Below are 14,942 nucleotides of genomic sequence, written 5' to 3' on the forward strand. Positions count from 1 at the left end.
CCCGTTCCCGTTCCCGTTCCGGTTCCCGTTCCGGTTCCCGTTCCGGTTCCCGTTCCGACGGTTGCCCGTTCCGACGGTTGCCCGTTCCGGCCGTTTCCGTTCCCGTTCCGGCCGTTCCCGGCGACCCCGCCCGCCGCGTAGTGGCCGGACTCCGGAGTTGACCGTGGAACTTTTGTGGTCGCCAGGGCTGCCAAAGGTTCCACGGTCAACTCCCGGCACGGGTCGGCCGCCAGGGCCGCGCCGCGATCTGCCGCCCTGCCATCCGCCGCGGCCGAGAGTGGAGTTGTCCGGCAGTGGGCGTGCCCGAGAGTGGGCGCGGCCGGGAGTGGACGCGCCCGGCAGTGGGCGTGTCCGGCGGTGGGCGTGCCCGAGCGCGGATGCGGCCGGGCGTGGACGCGGCCGGCAGTGGGGGCGGCCGGCGGTGGGCGTGTCCGGCGGTGGGCGTGTCCGGCGGTGGGCGTGCCCGGCGGTGGGCGTGCCCGAGCGCGGATGCGGCCGGGAGTGGACGCGCGCCCGGCAGTGGGCGTGCCCGACAGCGGGCGCGGCCGACGTGTCCGTCGCGCCCGGCGGGTCGCCGCGCCCGCCAGCCGTGCAGCGCCACCCGTCACACCGACACCCTCCGTCGCACGGCCACCACAACCCGTCGCCTCCACCCGGCCGCCACCGGTCGTAACGGTGGGTGGCCAACTGCCGCCAGGCGGCCCGCAGCCGCGGAGGTGCCGGGCGGTCGAGGGCGATCATGGACGTTCCGGTGACCCCGGCCAGGGGTTTTCCTCCGGATCATGGAGGGAGCCCGGGACCTCGGGAGTCGGCTTCGGCGGCGGGAGCGAGTTTGACGGTTCTGTTACGTGCAGGGGCCTCGAGTGTCCTTGACACGCCCGGCAGCCGTGGCCAAGATGTAAAAACCAAGCGCTTGTTAGGTTTTGAACATCCCGGCGGCTCGGCCGCGATCTGCCTGAAGGTTGACGTTTCGTAACATTCCGTGACAGGGGTACACATGGGCGTTTTATCGACGAGTCGCATCGTCGGCTGCCTCGCACTGGCCGCGCTCGCGATCAGCGCATGTGGCAATAAGGCGGACGACCAGAAGCCGACCAACGGCACCGCAACCGGCGCGCCGATCATTATCGGACTGGACGAGGACAGCACCGGCTCCGGAGCTTCGTACTCCACCATCGCCGGCAAGACCATCCGCCTCGCCGTGCAGGACATCAACGACAAGGGCGGCGTCATGGGCCGGCCGCTCAAGCTCGTCGTCGAGAACGACGAGTCCGACCCGACCAAGGTCCCGGCCGTGCTCCAGAAGCTCGCCGGCCAGGGCGCCAAGGTCCTGCTGCTGCAGAGTGGCAGCGCCGCCATTCTGCAGGCCAAGGCCACGCTGACCCAGCTCGGGCTGCCGGCGATCGCCCCCACCGGCGTGACCGCCACCCTCGTGGCGCCGCCCGACCACGAACTCATCTACATGCTCGCCAACACGACGACCGACTGGGCCGAGGTGTACTGCGGCGCCTTCAAGGCCGCCAACATCACCAAGCTCGGCGTCCTCACCGACGACACGACCACGATCGCCGCGCTGGACAAGGCGCTGTTCGCCGCCATGAACTGCGTGGAGATCGTCGCCACCGAGAAGGGCGCGGGCAACGCCAGCGACCTGTCCGCGCAGGTCGCCCGCCTCAAGAATGCCAAGCCCGACGCGGTCCTGGTGACGAGCGTCGGCGGCGCGTTCGAGGTGCTGGCGCAGAACACGCTCGGGGCGCAGATGGCCGGCACCAAGCGGTTCTCGCTCGCCTCCATCGGCAACCAGCCCTCCAGCTGGAAGCTCGCCGCCCCCGGCGCGCTCGAAGGCCTGATCTTCATGGGCTCGATCAACACCGAGAACCCGCGCACGCAGGAGCTGGTCAAGCTGCTGCAGGCCAAGAACGGCAAGGACTACGACATCACCGCCTACGACGCGCAGGCGTGGGACGCGGTGCACCTGCTCAAGCAGGCCATCGAGAAGGCCGGCGGCCCCGACGACCCGAAGAAGCTCAACGAGGCCATCCAGAGCATCAAGAGCTACCCGGCCACGTTTGGCCAGGCGAACTTCACGCTCAGCTTCAGCGCCGACAAGCACCTCGGCGCGGACGGCCCCTGCGGCCTGTCGCTCGTCGAGTTCGGCAAGGACAACAAGCCGAAGGGCCCCTGGGCCACCTTCCAGCCGCCCTGCAAGAAGTAGGAGTACCTCAGAATGGGCCAGTTGCAGCTGTGGTTGTCCGCACTCGAGATGGGGTGTTTCTTCGGCCTGCTCGCGCTGGCCTATTACCTGGTCCTCGTCGGCGCCGGCTTCTTCAACTTCGCGATCGGCCCGTACGCCATGGTCGGCGGCCTGTGCACGTCATACCTTGTGCTCTACGAGGACATGAACGTCTGGGCCGCCGCCGCGGTGGCGATCGTCGCGGCGGCCGGCCTGGCGGTCGTCACGGAGTTGGCGGTCGTCCGGCCGGTGCAGCGCCGCTCCGGCGGCGGTGAACTGCCGGCGCTGGTGGCGGTCGCGGCCGTCCTGTTCACCATCCAGCAGCTCGGCGGGTACCTCTTCGGCTACACCACCCTGCCGGGCCAGAACCTGCTCACGTTCGACCCGGTGCCGGTCGGCGACATCGTCGTCCAGCCGGCCACGGTCCTGCTGCTCGGCTTCACCGTCGTCGCGTTCGCCGGGCTGGCGGCCTGGATCCGGTTCACCCGGACCGGCCGCCTCCTGCGGGCCGTCGGCGACAGCACCCACGCCGCCGGGCTGCTCGGCCTGCCGGTCAACCGGGTGCGGCTCATCGCCTTCATCGTGTCCGGGCTGCTGGCCGGGATCACCGGCCTGCTGTTCGCGCCGAAGGCCGGGGTGAGCTCCCTGTCGGGGCTCAGCTGGGCGCTGTCGGGCTTCCTGGCGATGGTCGTCGGCGGTACCGGATCGGTCTGGGCCCCGCTCGTCGGCGGGCTCCTGCTCGGGGCGGTCGAGGTGTTCGTGCCGTACTACTTCGGCGGCCAGTCCCACGTGTACGGGCTGCTCTTCGTGGCCCTGATCTTCTTCGCCTTCAAGCCGAGCGGTCTCTTCGTCAGGAGGGTCAGGGCATGAACCGGATACGAGGCTCCCTGGGCCTCCTGCTCGGCGTCGTGGGCGGTGCGCTGCTGCTGACCTGGGTCGGCGCGGACGGGTACAAGCAGACCCTGGTCACCACGACGGCGACCTACGCGCTCGTCGCGCTGGGCATGTACGTGCCGTACCTCATGGCGGGCTCGCTGTCGATGGCCTACGGCGCCTACGCGGGCATCGGCGGCTACGCCGTCGGGCTCATCTCGGCCAAGACCGGGCTGCCGCTCGTCGCCGCCTGGATCGTCGGGCCGATCGTCGCGGCCGTGGTCGCGGTGCTGCTCGGCCTGGCGACCCGGCGGCTGTCCGGGTTCTTCCTGGCCGCGGTGACGCTGCTGTTCGGCATGGCGTTCACGGCGCTGCTCGTCGACGCCGAGTCGCTGTCCGGCGGCTCCGGCGGCCTCGGCTCGCTGCGCAAGCTCAACATCTTCGGCTGGCAGCCGTCGCACTACCAGGTCGTCGTCGGCTCGGTCGTCGTCGTCTGCGTCATCGCGTTCCTGCTCGACCGGCTGCGCATGTCGCCGTGGGGCATCATCGTGCGGACCATGCGCGACGCGCCCCGCGCCGTCGAGGCGGCCGGGGTCCGGGTGCCGGTGATGAACCTCGTCGCCCTCGCCGTCGGCGCGGCCATCGCGGCCGTCGGCGGCGGGCTGTTCACCTACTCGGCGGGCAGCGTCACCCCCGACACCTTCACGCTCAACCTGGTCTTCCTGGCCATCTTCATGCCGCTCATCGGCGGCTCGGCCACGCCCTGGGGCGCGGTGCTCGGCGCGGTCATCGCCGTGCAGCTCACCCTGAACTTCCCGGCGGTCGAAACCAGTGGCACGCTGATCCTCGCGCTCGGCGTGCTGGTCATCCTGCTGGTCGCGCCGCAGGGCGTGATCGGTTACGCGAGCAGGCTCGTGCGACTCGTAGGGGGACGACGTGGCTGAGACACTGCTGCTCGGATCCGGGCTCACCAAGCGGTACGGCGGGGTCACCGCCCTGCAGGACGTCTCGTTCACGCTGGAGGCCGGCGAGATCCTCGGCCTCGTCGGGCCGAACGGCGCCGGCAAGACGACCCTGGTCGACCTCATCTCCGGGGCGCAGCCGGCCACCGAGGGCAGCCTGACCCTGCGCGGGCAGCGCCTCGCCGGACCGGCCGCCAAGCGGGCGAAGGCGGGCCTGGCCCGCACGTTCCAGTACCCGCAGCTGGCCCTGGAGCTCACCGTCGCCGAGAACCTGCTGCTCGGCCGGATCGCCAAGCGCCACGGCACGATCTGGCAGATGGTCTCCGGCGCGTTCCGCGGCGCGCTGCGCCCGGCCACCGCCGCCGACGCCGAAGCGGTCCGGCAGCTCGCCGGCGAGCTCGGCATCGACCGGCTCGACCGGCCGGCCGGCGACCTGTCCCTCGGCGAGCAGCGCCTCGTCGAGGTGGGCCGCGCGCTCGGGCAGGACCCGCTGGTGCTGCTGCTCGACGAGCCGTTCGCCGGCTCCGACGCCGCGGGCGTGGCCGGCATCTCCGAGGTGGTCCGCACCGTCCAGCGGCGCGGCCACGCGGTCATCCTGGTCGACCACAACGTCGACCTGGTGGCGGGGCTGGTCGACCGGATCCTGCTGCTCGACCGCGGCCGGGCCGTGTTCGACGGCAACCCCCGGGAGTGCCTCGACAGCCCGCAGATGCAGCAGGTGTACTTCGGGGTCACGGCCACCGACGAAGATGCGGAGGACGTCGAGCATGTCTCATGAGCTGCGCCTCGAGGGGCTGCGCGTGCGCTACGGCCACGCCAGCGCCGTCACCGGCCTCGACCTCGTCGCCCCCGGCGGCGTGGTGACCGCCCTGGTCGGCCCGAACGGCGCCGGCAAGAGCAGCGCCCTGCTGGCCGCCTACGGCTCGGTGCCGTCGACCGGCCGCGTCCTGCTCGACGGCGAGGACGTCAGCCGGCTCAAGCCGGCCGCGCGGGCCAGGGCCGGGATCGCTGTGGTGCCACAGGGAAGGCAGCTCTTCCCGAAGCTCAACGTGGCCGACAACCTGCAGGTCATGGCGGAGCTGCTCCGGCTGCCGCGGTCCGCCGTCGACACCGCGATCGACCGCTTCCCGATCCTGCGCACCAGGCTCAAGAGCCTCGTCGGCGTCCTCTCCGGCGGCGAGCAGCAGATGCTCGTCGTCTCCCGCGCCCTCATGGGCTCCCCACGGGTGCTGCTGCTGGACGAGATGATGACCGGCCTGGCCCCGCTCGTGGTCCAGGAGCTGCTGCGCACCGTGACCGGCCTGGCCAAGGAGGGCGTCGCGGTCCTCATGGCCGAGCCGGCCCTCGGCGCGGTCCGCGGCGGGATCAGCCGCGGCTACGTCCTGGTCCGCGGCGAGGTGGTCGCCCAGACCGAGGACGGCGGCCGCGCCCTGGACGACCTCTACCAGGGCAAGATGGGCGTGCTCAAGACCGCGGCCCACTGACCGCGGCGACCAGCCGCCGGCACCCGGCGGGCGTGCCGATCCCGGCGCGCTCCGCCGGGTTCGCCCGGTAATAGGCGACGGTGTCGGCGAGGAACCGGCCGTCCACCGCCGACAGGTTGGTCGCCAGCAACGCCACGGCCCGCTGGCGCAGCATCAGGCCGCGCCGGCGGACCAGGTCCGGCCGGTCGAGGCCGAGCATATCGCCAGCCGGGTCGGTCGCCGCCAGCCGAGGCTGAGCCACGCGCACGCCGTCATGGTCTCAGGCGGGTCAAGAACGCGGGCCGCCGATCGCGGCCAGCAGGCGCTCGTAGCCCCCGGTGGTGCCGATCCCGGCGCGCTCCGGCGGGTTCGCCAGGTAGAAGTTCACGGCGTTGGCCAGGAAGCCGCGGTGCACCGCCGACAGGTGGGTCGCCAGGCGCACGCGGTGGCGGTCGCGGGGAGCCAGGCCGCGGCGGCGGACCAGGTCGGGGCCGTTCACGCCCAGGGTGAAGTCGCCCGCCGAGCTCGACCCGGGCAGGGGACCGGCGGCGACCGCCTCCCACGGCACGAACGTCTCGCCGAAGGCGTCGACGCCGCGCACGCCGTCCGGGTGCAGCTCGACGCGGCCCGCGTCGCGGACGATCGCGGCGACCCAGACCACCACGCCCGCGCAGCAGGCGCTGTACAGCGGCAGGTAGATGAGCGCGATCGGGTTGATGCCGCCCGCCATCGCCGGCGGGACGCCGAGCAGGACCACACTCGCCGCGACGACCACGCCGGTGAGCGCGACGACGTGGGCCGCCGGGGCGACGAACGCGCCGCCCTCGACCTCCAGGCGGGCCGGGCGCCGCCAGCCGAACGTGAGCCACACCAGCAGCGCCAGCGCGGCCAGGGCGAAGGCCGAGGGAGCGACGACGGCGGAGAACAGCCGGGCGAGGTCGGGGCGGTGGCGCAGCTCGCCCGCCGCGACCCACAGCAGCAGCACGCCGACCGCGGCGCCGGTCGCGATGAGGGCAGCGCGCCGCGTCAATATCATCCGAGCATGGTCTCAGGCGGTGTATCCGCCGTCCACGTCGAGCTTCTGGCCGGTGATGAACCGGGCCCGGTCGCTGGCCAGGAAGCACACGGCCTCGGCGATGTCGTCCGCGGTACCGAACGTGCGCAGGGGAATGTTGGCGCGGGCCACGTCGAGGGCGCGCTCGTCCAGGTCGCCCGAGGTGATCAGCCGCTCGGCCATGCCGTCGGTGAGCATGCCCGGCCCGACGCAGTTGGCCCGCACGCCGAAGCGGCCCTCCTCGGCGGCGATGCCGCGCACGAGGGCCTCGACCGCGCCCTTCGGGCCGGACGACAGCCCGTCGCGGACCGGGTGGCGGCGGGTCGCGGCCGTCGTCACCGCGACGATGCTGCCCTGGGCGGCCCGCAGCGCCGGCAGCGCGGCCGAGACGACGTTGAAGAAGCCGGTGACGTCCTGCAGGAGCTGCTCGCGGAACCGCTCCGGGGTGACCTTGCTCAGGTGCACCATCGGGACGTGGGGTCCGGCGGCGTGGACGAGCGTGTGCAGCGGCCCGGCCGCGTCGACGAGCGCGGCGCAGGCGGCCGGGTCGGCGAGGTCGGCCCTGACGGCCCGGGCGTCGCGGCCGAGCGAGGCGGCGAGCGCCTCGGCGGTGGCCTTCGAGGAGCGGTAGGCGAGGACGAGCGAGCTGCCGCGGGCGGCGAGCAGCCGGGCGACGGCGGCGCCGATGCCGCCGGTGGCGCCGGTGACGAGGGCGACGCCGCGGCGGTAGGCGAAGTCGGGGGCGGTCATGGCGGGTACTCTACCAAGCAAGCGTTTGGTAGAGTCCAGTCCGTGGAGCTGAAACTCGGCGTCATGCCGGCCATCGCCGGCCCCGGCGCGGCGGACCCGGCCGCCACCGCGCGGTTCGTGCGCCTGCTGGAGGAGCTCGGCTGCGAGTCGGTCTGGGCGGTCGAGCACGTGGTCATGCCCGACGACTACACGTCCCGCTACCCCTACGACCCCGCCGGCCGGATGAGCCTCGCCGCCACCGACGACGTCCCCGACCCGCTGCACTGGCTCACCTTCGCCGCCGCGCACACCACGACCCTGCGCCTCGGCACCGCCATGCTCATCCTGCCCGAGCACCACCCGGTGAGCCTGGCCAAGCGCCTCGCCACCGTCGACGTGCTCAGCGGCGGCCGGCTCCTCGCCGGCATCGGCGTGGGCTGGCTGCGCGAGGAGTACGACGCCGTCGGGGTGCCGTTCGAGCACCGCGGCGCGCGCGCCGACGAGTACCTCGAGGCCATGCGCGCGCTGTGGACCGGCGAGCCGGCGAGCTACCACGGGCGGTTCGTCACCTTCGACGGCGTCCACAGCCGGCCCCGGCCCGTCCGCGGCACCGTCCCGATCGTCGTCGGCGGGCACAGCCTCGCGTCGGTGCGCCGCGCCGCGCGGTACGGTGCCGGGTGGTACCCGCTCGGCGTGGGCGGCGACGAGTTCACCGACCTGCTCGCCAAGCTGCGCGCCGAGTGCGAGACCCTGGGCCGCGACCCGGCGGACGTCGAGGTCACCATGCGCGCCCCCGGCAACCGGGCCGAGCTGGAGACGCTGCGCTCCCTCGGCGTCGCGCGGGTGGTGCTCCGGGCCGACCCGCGGGATCCGGTCGGCGTCCGGGACAAGATCCGGTGGTACCAGCGGGAGGTCCTCAAGGCATGAGAACGGTCATCGTCACCGGCGCGGGGCAGGGCCTCGGCCGCGCCCACGCGCTCGCGTTCGCCGCGGCCGGGCACCACCTGGTGCTCAACGACCTGTCGGCCGAGGCGCTCGACGCGCTCGCGAAGGAGATCGGCGGCGACGTCGTCACCGTCCCCGGCGACATCGCCGACTGGGACTTCGCCGCGGCGCTGGTCGGGCGGGCCGTCGAGGCGTTCGGCCGGCTCGACGCGCTCGTCAACAACGCCGGGCTGGTCCGCGACCGGATGTTCACCAACGTCACCGAGGACGAGTGGGACGCCGCCGTGCGGGTCAACCTCAAGGGCCACGCCGCGCCGCTGCGCCACGCCGCCGCGTACTGGAAGGCGCAGGCCAAGGCCGGCACCCCGGTCGCCGCCCGGGTCGTCAACACCACCTCGGGCGCCGGGCTGCTCGGCAGCGTCGGGCAGGCCAACTACAGCGCCGCCAAGGCCGGGGTCGCCGCCCTCACGCTCGTGGCCGCGGCGGAGCTCCAGCGGTACCACGTGTGCGTCAACGCGATCGCGCCCAGCGCCCGCACGCAGATGACCGAGGTCGCCTTCGCCGACGCCATGCGCGCCCCTTCGTCGGGCTTCGACGCGATGGCGCCCGAGAACGTCTCGCCCCTGGTCGTCTGGCTCGCGAGCGAGGAGGCCGGCGACGTGACCGGCCGGGTCTTCGAGGTCGCCGGCGGGCAGGTCAGCGTCGCCGACGGCTGGCGGCACGGCCCGGCCGCCGACGCCGGCCGCCGCTGGGAGCCCGCCGAGCTCGGCCCGGTCGTGCGCTCGTTGATCGCCGACGCCCCTGCCCCGGAGGCCGTCTATGGAGCGTGACTTCCGCCAGGAGGTCCGCGACTGGATGGCGGCCCACCTCACCGGCGAGTTCGCGGCCCTCGCGGGCACCGGCGGGCCCGGCCGCGAGCACGAGCACCTCGACCTGCGGGCCCGCTGGGAACGCGTCCTCGGCGCCGCCGGCTGGATCGGCCTCGGCTGGCCGGCCCCGCACGGCGGCGGCGCGAGCATCGCCGAGCAGGTCGCGTTCCACGAGGAGTACGCGCGGGCCGGCGGGCCCGGCCGGCTCAGCCACATCGGCGAGCACCTGCTCGCCCCGACGCTCGTGGCCCACGGCACCGACGCGCAGCGGCGCCGCTTCCTGCCGCCGATCGCCGCCGCGACCGAGCTGTGGTGCCAGGGGTACAGCGAGCCAGAGGCCGGCTCCGACCTCGCGAACGTGCAGACCCGGGCCGAGCTGTCCGGCGGCCGCTGGCACGTCACCGGCCAGAAGGTGTGGACGTCGCTGGCCCACGTGGCCGACTGGTGCTTCGTGCTGGCCCGCACCGAACGCGGCTCGACCCGCAAGGAGGGCCTGTCGTACCTGCTCGTCCCGATGGACCAGCCGGGCGTCACGGTCCGCCCGATCGTCCAGCTCACCGGCACCTCCGAGTTCAACGAGGTCTTCTTCGACGACGCCGTCACCGACGCCGACCTGGTCGTCGGCGCGCCCGGCGACGGCTGGCGGATCGCGACGAGCACCCTCGCGCACGAGCGCGGGGTCGCCACCCTCGGCCAGCAGATGCAGTTCGCCCGCGAACTGGCCGCGGTCGTCGGCCGGGCCCGGGCCACCGGCGCGTTCGACGACCCGGTGATCGCCGACCGGATCGCCGACGCGTGGGTGGGCCTGCAGGGCCTGCGCCACCACGCGCTGCGGACGTTGAGCTCCGCGGAGCCCGACCCGGTCGCCGCGTCGGTCGCCAAGCTGCTGTGGGCCGGCTGGCACCAGCGGCTCGGCGAGCTGGCGATCGCCGTCGAGGGGGCCGGGGCGACGCTGGTCGACGCCGCGCCGTACGAGCTGACCGACGCGCAGCGGCTCTTCCTGTTCACCCGGGCCGACACCATCTACGGCGGCGCCGACGAGATCCAGCGCAACATCGTGGCGACGTCGGTGCTGGGGGGTCGCTGATGTCCGAACACGACGAGCTGCGCGAATCCGTCCGGGCCTTCCTGGGCGACCCCGGCTACAGCTGGGCCCGGCTCACCGGCGAGCTGGGCCTCACCGCCCTGGCCGTGCCCGAGGAGTGCGGCGGCTTCGGGGCCACCCTGGTCGAGGCCGGCATCGCCATCGAGGAGGCGGGCGCGGCGCTGCTGTCGGCACCCCTGCTCTCGACGGTGGCCGCTGCGGCCGCACTGGATCCGGCGGTACCGGCAGCGGCCGCCCTGCTGCCCGCCCTGGCCGAGGGCACGACGATCGCCACCCTCGCCCTCGGCGGGGACTGCACCGTCGCCGGCGGCCGCCTGACCGGCACCGTGCCGCACGTCCTGGACGGCGACGCCGCCGACGTGTTCGTGGTCGCCGCCGGCAACGACCTGTACGCGGTCGCCGCCGCCGTCGCCGACGTGCGCGTCCACCCGACGCTCGACCAGACCCGCGGGCAGGCGACGGTGGCGTTCGACGCCGCGCAGGCCTCGCTCGTCGCGCCGGGCGGCGCGGGGCATGCCCTGGACGTGCTGCACGCCACCCTGGCCGCCGAGTCGCTCGGGGTCGCGCGGGCCGCCCTCGCCGTCGCCGTCGAGCACGTCCGGACGCGCCGCCAGTTCGGGGTGCCGCTGGCCACCTTCCAGGCCCTGCGCCACCGCGTCGCCGACCTGCACGTGCTCGTCGAGCAGGCGACGTCGACGGTCTGGTACGCCCTGCGCGCCGCCGGCACCGACGAGTTCGCCGTGGCGGCGCCGCTGGCGAAGCTGACCGCGGGCGAGGCCGCGTGGACGGTGACGACGCAGGCGATCCAGCTGCTCGGCGGGATCGGCTTCACGTGGGAGCACCCGGCCCACCGGTACCTCAAGCGCGCCACCGCCAACCGCCTGCTCGCCCTCGACCCGGTCGCCCTGCGCCGTCGCCTGCTGGCTGGCGCGTACCCCTGATACCGGGGCGCCGCCGGTCCTGGCCTGTGTGAGTCATTTTCTGGCTGTTCCGGTGACGCTCGGTCACCGGTCGGCCGGGTTGAACGGCGGGCGGCCGCGGCCGGACGGCCGGGATGGGCGCGAATCAGGGAGCGATCCGCGCCCGATCAACCGGTGTGGTTCGCTACGGTGGGTGCCTACCGTCGGATGATGAACGCACAGCCCGTGGTGGTCCTCGCCGAGAACGACTACCGCTACGGCGCCGGCCCGCTCCGGCTGCGCGTCGAGCGCATCGACCGCACCGAGGAGTTCCACCTCGACGGGGAGGCGTGGGTGACCGTCCACGGCACCCGCCTGCGGGCCGACGGCACGGAGCTGGGCCCGATCCGCGTCCTGGTCCGGGCCGCCCGCCTGCGCCGCTGAGGCGTCCCGCGCCGGGCGACGGTCGCGCCGGTCCGTCGAGCCCGGCCGATCACAGCGGGATCACGTAGCTGATGAAGCCGCGGTGCTCGGCCACCTGGTCGTACAGGCGGCGGGCGGTGGTGTTGTCGGCCTTGGTGTGCCAGTAGACCCGGTCCAGGCCGCGGTCGCGGGCCCACGACTCGACCGCGCCGATGAGGGCCCGGCCGACGCCGCGGCCGCGGACGGCCGGGTCGGTGAACAGGTCCTGCAGGTAGCAGACGTCGGCCGAGGTGGTGCTCGCGTGCACCAGGAAGTGCGCGATCCCGGCGAGCCGCCCGTCGAGCCGCGCCCCCAGCGCGTGCACCCGCGCGCCGTCCTGGAACGCCTGCCACGCCTCGTCGAAGCGCGCCGCCGGCCAGGTCCGGCCGTAGAACTCGTGGTACCCGGCGAACAGCTCCGCCCAGGCGGCCCGGTCGTCCGCCCGCAACCCCGTGATCTCGATCATGCCGCGCAGCATCTCACCTCCGGTTCCCGGAGTCGCGGGGGCGATCGAAGGATCACAGTTCGTGGATGGGGGTACTACGCTGAGGTGGTCCTGCCCCTACGCGGAGCGGAGGCACCATGGCGAAGCCGGCCTCGGCACGGTTGCCGGACTGGCTGCCGATGGTGTTCGGCACCCTGGTCTCCGTGGGACTGGGCGCGTTCTTCTACCTGAAGACCGACGTGAAGGCGGCGCTGGCGACGTTCGCCGGCCTGCTCGGCGTGACCATCGCCCTGCAGGTGGAGCTGATGCTGCAGAGCGCCCGCCGGGCCCGCCAGGCCGAGCACCGCCGCGCGGTGGCCGACCGCCTGTTGCTGCACCGCTGGCTTCCGGCCGTCCTGGACGACTCCCTGACGGCGTTGGAGGGCGTCCACCCGTCGATCCCGCCGCCGTACGGCGAGGAGTTCGCCCGGAAGGCCTTCGAGGACTGCCTGGAGGTGCTGCGCGACCTTCAGCGAGGCCGCCTGGTGGTCCTCCCGACCGCGGACGACTGGCTGGTGCTCCGCGTGACCGAGCAGGTCCAGCACCACGTCTTCGCGACCACGGTGGACAGCCAGGAACTCGACTGGTGGGTCGCCGGCACGGGCCAGCGCTACCTCCAGGCCCAGGCGGCGGCCATCCGCAGGGGCGTGGTGATCGAACGGGTCTTCATCTACCGCGTGTGGTCCCCCGAGCTGGAGCGGGTGGTGCAACAACACCACGACCTGGGCATCCGCACCTTCCGCGTCGAGCGCCGCCTCCTGTCGCCCCGCCTGAAGCTCGGCGTGGTGGTCTGGGACGGCGCGTCGGCCCTGGAGATGGACTTCACCGAGGACGGCACCTACATCGCCGACCACATCATGTTCGTCACCAAGGACGTGGAACGGGTCCTCAACACCTTCAGCATGATCAGGACGATCGCCGAGGCGTGGCCCCCGGTTCCTGAGTAGGCTTCGAGGCGCTGGCGTAGCGGGGGAGCTCGCCGCCGCCGTCCAGCAGCAGGCCGGCGCCCGTCATGTAGCCCGCCATCGGCGACGCCAGCAGGAGCACCGCGTCGGCCACGTCGTCCGGGGTGGCCATCCGGCCCAGCGGCACCGTCGCGGCCACCGCGGCCAAGGCCTCCTCGTCGCCGTAGTGGGCCTCGTTGTCGTCCGTGCGGACCACACCGGCCGTCACCTGGTTCACCCGGACCTTCGGGGCCCACTCCAGGGCCAGGGCCCGGGTCAGGACCTCCAGGCCGCCCTTCGCCGCGGCGTAGGCCGCCGTGCCGGGGGCCGGGCGCATGGCCGAGACCGAGCCGATGTTGATGATCAGGCCGCCGTCCGGCTGGTCCTGCATCACCGCGTTCGCGGCCTGGGCCACGAAGAACGGGGCCAGCAGGTTCAGGCGGACGACCGCTGTCACCAGATTGGGGGACACGGTGGCCGCGGGCACCGACGGGGAGCCGCCCGCGTTGTTGACCACCAGGTCCAGGCCGCCGAAGTGGGACACCGCCGCCGACACCAGGGCCTGGGCCTCCGCCGGCTCGCGCACGTCGGCCGCCATGAAGACCATGCCCGGCGGCAGGTCGTCCGGGGTGCGGCGGCCGCAGACCAGGACCTGGTAGCCGGCCTTCAGCAGGCGTCCGGCGATCCCGCGGCCGATGCCCCGGGTGCCGCCGGTGACCAGTGCCGAGCGGGGCACGGCCGGCTCAGAGTCGTTCGATGACGGTGACATTCGCGGTCCCCCCACCCTCGCACATCGTCTGCAGACCGTACCGCCCGCCGGTTGCCTCCAACTCATGCAAAAGTGTCGTCATCAGCCGCGCACCGGTCGCGCCGAGCGGGTGGCCGAGGGCCACCGCGCCGCCGTTGACGTTCACGCGGGCCAGGTCGGCGCCGGTCTCGCGCTGCCAGGCGAGGACCACCGGTACGAATGCCTCGTTCACCTCGAACAGGTCGATGTCGTCGATCGTCAGGCCGGCCTTCTCGAGCGCCACCGCCGTGGCGGGGATCGGGCCGGTGAGCATGTACACCGGGTCGTCCGCGCGGACGCTCAGGTGGTGGATGCGCGCGCGGGGCCGCAGGCCGAACTCGGAGACGGCACGACCGGAGGCGATGAGCAGGGCGGCCGCGCCGTCGGAGATCTGGCTGGCCAGGGCCGCGGTCACCACGCCGCCGGGGGTGAGGGTCGGCAGGGACGCCATCTTCTCGGCGCTGGTGTCGCGGCGGGGGCCCTCGTCGGCCGTCACGTCGCCGACGGGGACGATCTCGCGCGCGAAGCGCCCCCCGTCGACGGCCGCCGCGGCCCGCCGGTGGCTCTCCAGGGCGTACGACTCCATCTCGGAACGCGTCAGCGACCACTTGGCGGCGATCAGCTCGGCCGCCCGGAACTGGCTGATCTCCTGGTCACCGTAGCGGGCCTGCCAGCCGGTCGAGCCGCGGAACGGGTCGTCGAAGCCGTACTCGCGGCCGGCCAGCATGGCGGCCGAGATCGGGATGGCGCTCATGTTCTGCACGCCGCCGGCCACGACGAGGTCGGCGGTGCCCGACATGACGGCCTGGGCGGCGAAGTGCACGGCCTGCTGGGAGGAGCCGCACTGCCGGTCGACGGTGACGCCCGGAACGTGCTCGGGCAGGCCCGCGGCCAGCCAGGACGTGCGGGCGATGTTGCCGGCCTGCGGGCCGAGCGCGTCGACGCAGCCGAAGATGACGTCGTCGACGGCGGCCGGGTCGACGCCGCTGCGCTCGACGAGGGCGGTGAGCACGTGCGCGCCCAGGTCGGCCGGGTGCATGCGGGCAAGGCCGCCGCCGCGCCGCCCGACGGGGGTGCGGACCGCATCAACAATGAAGGCGCTCATGCCCAGCACCTTACCAAGCGAGCGCTTG

Annotated in this window: 17 protein-coding genes; 11 read left to right on the forward strand and 6 right to left on the reverse strand. The window is 73.6% G+C overall.

Annotated features, from left to right (window positions below; translation table 11 throughout):
* Window positions 1–997 precede the first annotated feature (997 nt).
* Genes IEZ31_RS32280 through IEZ31_RS32300 form a run of 5 tightly spaced genes read left to right on the forward strand, consistent with a single transcriptional unit; the run spans window position 998 to window position 5,552 of the window.
* Entirely contained in the window at window positions 998–2,215 is a 1,218-nt protein-coding gene (locus IEZ31_RS32280; protein WP_190253819.1) for an ABC transporter substrate-binding protein, read from the forward strand.
* Window positions 2,216–2,227: 12 nt separating this feature from the next.
* Window positions 2,228–3,103, forward strand: coding sequence for a branched-chain amino acid ABC transporter permease (locus tag IEZ31_RS32285; protein WP_190253820.1), 876 nt, complete (start codon window positions 2,228–2,230; stop codon window positions 3,101–3,103).
* Window positions 3,100–4,050 carry a branched-chain amino acid ABC transporter permease gene (locus IEZ31_RS32290; protein ID WP_190253821.1) on the forward strand — a complete coding sequence of 317 codons (951 nt, stop codon included), beginning with the start codon at window positions 3,100–3,102 and terminating at the stop codon, window positions 4,048–4,050. Before IEZ31_RS32285 ends, IEZ31_RS32290 begins: the two co-directional genes overlap by 4 nt.
* On the forward strand, window positions 4,043–4,846 hold the full coding sequence (locus tag IEZ31_RS32295) for an ABC transporter ATP-binding protein (protein WP_229836024.1): 804 nt from the start codon (window positions 4,043–4,045) through the stop codon (window positions 4,844–4,846). Before IEZ31_RS32290 ends, IEZ31_RS32295 begins: the two co-directional genes overlap by 8 nt.
* Entirely contained in the window at window positions 4,836–5,552 is a 717-nt protein-coding gene (locus IEZ31_RS32300) for an ABC transporter ATP-binding protein (protein ID WP_190253822.1), read from the forward strand. The genes IEZ31_RS32295 and IEZ31_RS32300 overlap by 11 nt, the downstream gene beginning before the upstream one ends.
* Here the strand turns inward: IEZ31_RS32300 and IEZ31_RS32305 are convergent.
* The 3 genes from IEZ31_RS32305 to IEZ31_RS32315 are packed head-to-tail and all read right to left on the reverse strand — an operon-like array spanning window position 5,533 to window position 7,335.
* Complete coding sequence (locus IEZ31_RS32305; RefSeq protein WP_190253823.1) at window positions 5,533–5,799, reverse strand: hypothetical protein; 267 nt, start codon at window positions 5,797–5,799, stop codon at window positions 5,533–5,535. The two genes, IEZ31_RS32300 and IEZ31_RS32305, sit on opposite strands and share 20 nt — an antisense overlap.
* Window positions 5,800–5,820: 21 nt before the next feature.
* Window positions 5,821–6,567, reverse strand: a complete 747-nt coding sequence (locus IEZ31_RS32310) for a hypothetical protein (protein WP_190253824.1) — start codon at window positions 6,565–6,567, stop codon at window positions 5,821–5,823.
* A gap of 12 nt (window positions 6,568–6,579) precedes the next feature.
* Window positions 6,580–7,335 (reverse strand): SDR family NAD(P)-dependent oxidoreductase, encoded by a 756-nt coding sequence (locus tag IEZ31_RS32315; RefSeq protein ID WP_190253825.1) that lies wholly within the window; start codon window positions 7,333–7,335, stop codon window positions 6,580–6,582.
* Window positions 7,336–7,377: 42 nt separating this feature from the next.
* Between IEZ31_RS32315 and IEZ31_RS32320 the strand changes: the two genes are divergently transcribed.
* From IEZ31_RS32320 to IEZ31_RS32340, 5 genes are all read left to right on the forward strand, one after another.
* Complete coding sequence (locus IEZ31_RS32320; protein WP_190253826.1) at window positions 7,378–8,241, forward strand: LLM class F420-dependent oxidoreductase; 864 nt, start codon at window positions 7,378–7,380, stop codon at window positions 8,239–8,241.
* Window positions 8,238–9,089 carry an SDR family oxidoreductase gene (locus IEZ31_RS32325; RefSeq protein ID WP_190253827.1) on the forward strand — a complete coding sequence of 284 codons (852 nt, stop codon included), beginning with the start codon at window positions 8,238–8,240 and terminating at the stop codon, window positions 9,087–9,089. The genes IEZ31_RS32320 and IEZ31_RS32325 overlap by 4 nt, the downstream gene beginning before the upstream one ends.
* Window positions 9,079–10,215: an acyl-CoA dehydrogenase family protein gene (locus IEZ31_RS32330; protein ID WP_190253828.1), complete on the forward strand. Its 1,137-nt coding sequence runs from the start codon at window positions 9,079–9,081 to the stop codon at window positions 10,213–10,215. The genes IEZ31_RS32325 and IEZ31_RS32330 overlap by 11 nt, the downstream gene beginning before the upstream one ends.
* A complete protein-coding gene (locus IEZ31_RS32335) occupies window positions 10,215–11,174 on the forward strand; it encodes an acyl-CoA dehydrogenase family protein (RefSeq protein ID WP_190253829.1) in 960 nt (319 codons plus the stop codon). The genes IEZ31_RS32330 and IEZ31_RS32335 overlap by 1 nt, the downstream gene beginning before the upstream one ends.
* Before the next feature lie 189 nt (window positions 11,175–11,363).
* Window positions 11,364–11,576: a hypothetical protein gene (locus tag IEZ31_RS32340; protein WP_190253830.1), complete on the forward strand. Its 213-nt coding sequence runs from the start codon at window positions 11,364–11,366 to the stop codon at window positions 11,574–11,576.
* A 49-nt stretch (window positions 11,577–11,625) separates the two neighbouring features.
* On the opposite strand, the gene IEZ31_RS32345 is transcribed toward IEZ31_RS32340, so the two are convergent.
* Window positions 11,626–12,060, reverse strand: a complete 435-nt coding sequence (locus IEZ31_RS32345) for a GNAT family N-acetyltransferase (RefSeq protein ID WP_190253831.1) — start codon at window positions 12,058–12,060, stop codon at window positions 11,626–11,628.
* 116 nt (window positions 12,061–12,176) lie between these two features.
* On the opposite strand from IEZ31_RS32345, the gene IEZ31_RS32350 reads away from it, so the two are divergent.
* Window positions 12,177–13,025: a hypothetical protein gene (locus IEZ31_RS32350; protein WP_190253832.1), complete on the forward strand. Its 849-nt coding sequence runs from the start codon at window positions 12,177–12,179 to the stop codon at window positions 13,023–13,025.
* On the opposite strand, the gene IEZ31_RS32355 is transcribed toward IEZ31_RS32350, so the two are convergent.
* Together IEZ31_RS32355 and IEZ31_RS32360 are read right to left on the reverse strand one after the other, a co-directional pair.
* On the reverse strand, window positions 12,985–13,758 hold the full coding sequence (locus IEZ31_RS32355; protein ID WP_229836025.1) for an SDR family oxidoreductase: 774 nt from the start codon (window positions 13,756–13,758) through the stop codon (window positions 12,985–12,987). The two genes, IEZ31_RS32350 and IEZ31_RS32355, sit on opposite strands and share 41 nt — an antisense overlap.
* 7 nt (window positions 13,759–13,765) lie before the next feature.
* Complete coding sequence (locus IEZ31_RS32360; protein WP_190253834.1) at window positions 13,766–14,914, reverse strand: acetyl-CoA C-acetyltransferase; 1,149 nt, start codon at window positions 14,912–14,914, stop codon at window positions 13,766–13,768.
* Window positions 14,915–14,942 lie beyond the last annotated feature (28 nt).

Origin of the sequence: Dactylosporangium sucinum (assembly GCF_014647515.1) — a bacterium.
GTDB classification, from domain to species: domain Bacteria; phylum Actinomycetota; class Actinomycetes; order Mycobacteriales; family Micromonosporaceae; genus Dactylosporangium; species Dactylosporangium sucinum.

Excerpts from the sequence above, each read along its gene's own strand:
- IEZ31_RS32290 (WP_190253821.1), top strand. The coding sequence starts at position 3,100 with ATGAACCGGATACGAGGCTCCCTGGGCCTCCTGCTCGGCGTCGTGGGC.
- IEZ31_RS32300 (WP_190253822.1), top strand. The coding sequence starts at position 4,836 with ATGTCTCATGAGCTGCGCCTCGAGGGGCTGCGCGTGCGCTACGGCCAC.
- IEZ31_RS32315 (WP_190253825.1), bottom strand. The coding sequence starts at position 7,335 with ATGACCGCCCCCGACTTCGCCTACCGCCGCGGCGTCGCCCTCGTCACC.
- IEZ31_RS32325 (WP_190253827.1), top strand. The coding sequence starts at position 8,238 with ATGAGAACGGTCATCGTCACCGGCGCGGGGCAGGGCCTCGGCCGCGCC.
- IEZ31_RS32335 (WP_190253829.1), top strand. The coding sequence starts at position 10,215 with ATGTCCGAACACGACGAGCTGCGCGAATCCGTCCGGGCCTTCCTGGGC.
- IEZ31_RS32345 (WP_190253831.1), bottom strand. The coding sequence starts at position 12,060 with ATGATCGAGATCACGGGGTTGCGGGCGGACGACCGGGCCGCCTGGGCG.
- IEZ31_RS32310 (WP_190253824.1), bottom strand. The coding sequence starts at position 6,567 with ATGATATTGACGCGGCGCGCTGCCCTCATCGCGACCGGCGCCGCGGTC.
- IEZ31_RS32280 (WP_190253819.1), top strand. The coding sequence starts at position 998 with ATGGGCGTTTTATCGACGAGTCGCATCGTCGGCTGCCTCGCACTGGCC.
- IEZ31_RS32340 (WP_190253830.1), top strand. The coding sequence starts at position 11,364 with ATGAACGCACAGCCCGTGGTGGTCCTCGCCGAGAACGACTACCGCTAC.
- IEZ31_RS32285 (WP_190253820.1), top strand. The coding sequence starts at position 2,228 with ATGGGCCAGTTGCAGCTGTGGTTGTCCGCACTCGAGATGGGGTGTTTC.
- IEZ31_RS32330 (WP_190253828.1), top strand. The coding sequence starts at position 9,079 with ATGGAGCGTGACTTCCGCCAGGAGGTCCGCGACTGGATGGCGGCCCAC.
- IEZ31_RS32360 (WP_190253834.1), bottom strand. The coding sequence starts at position 14,914 with ATGAGCGCCTTCATTGTTGATGCGGTCCGCACCCCCGTCGGGCGGCGC.
- IEZ31_RS32350 (WP_190253832.1), top strand. The coding sequence starts at position 12,177 with ATGGCGAAGCCGGCCTCGGCACGGTTGCCGGACTGGCTGCCGATGGTG.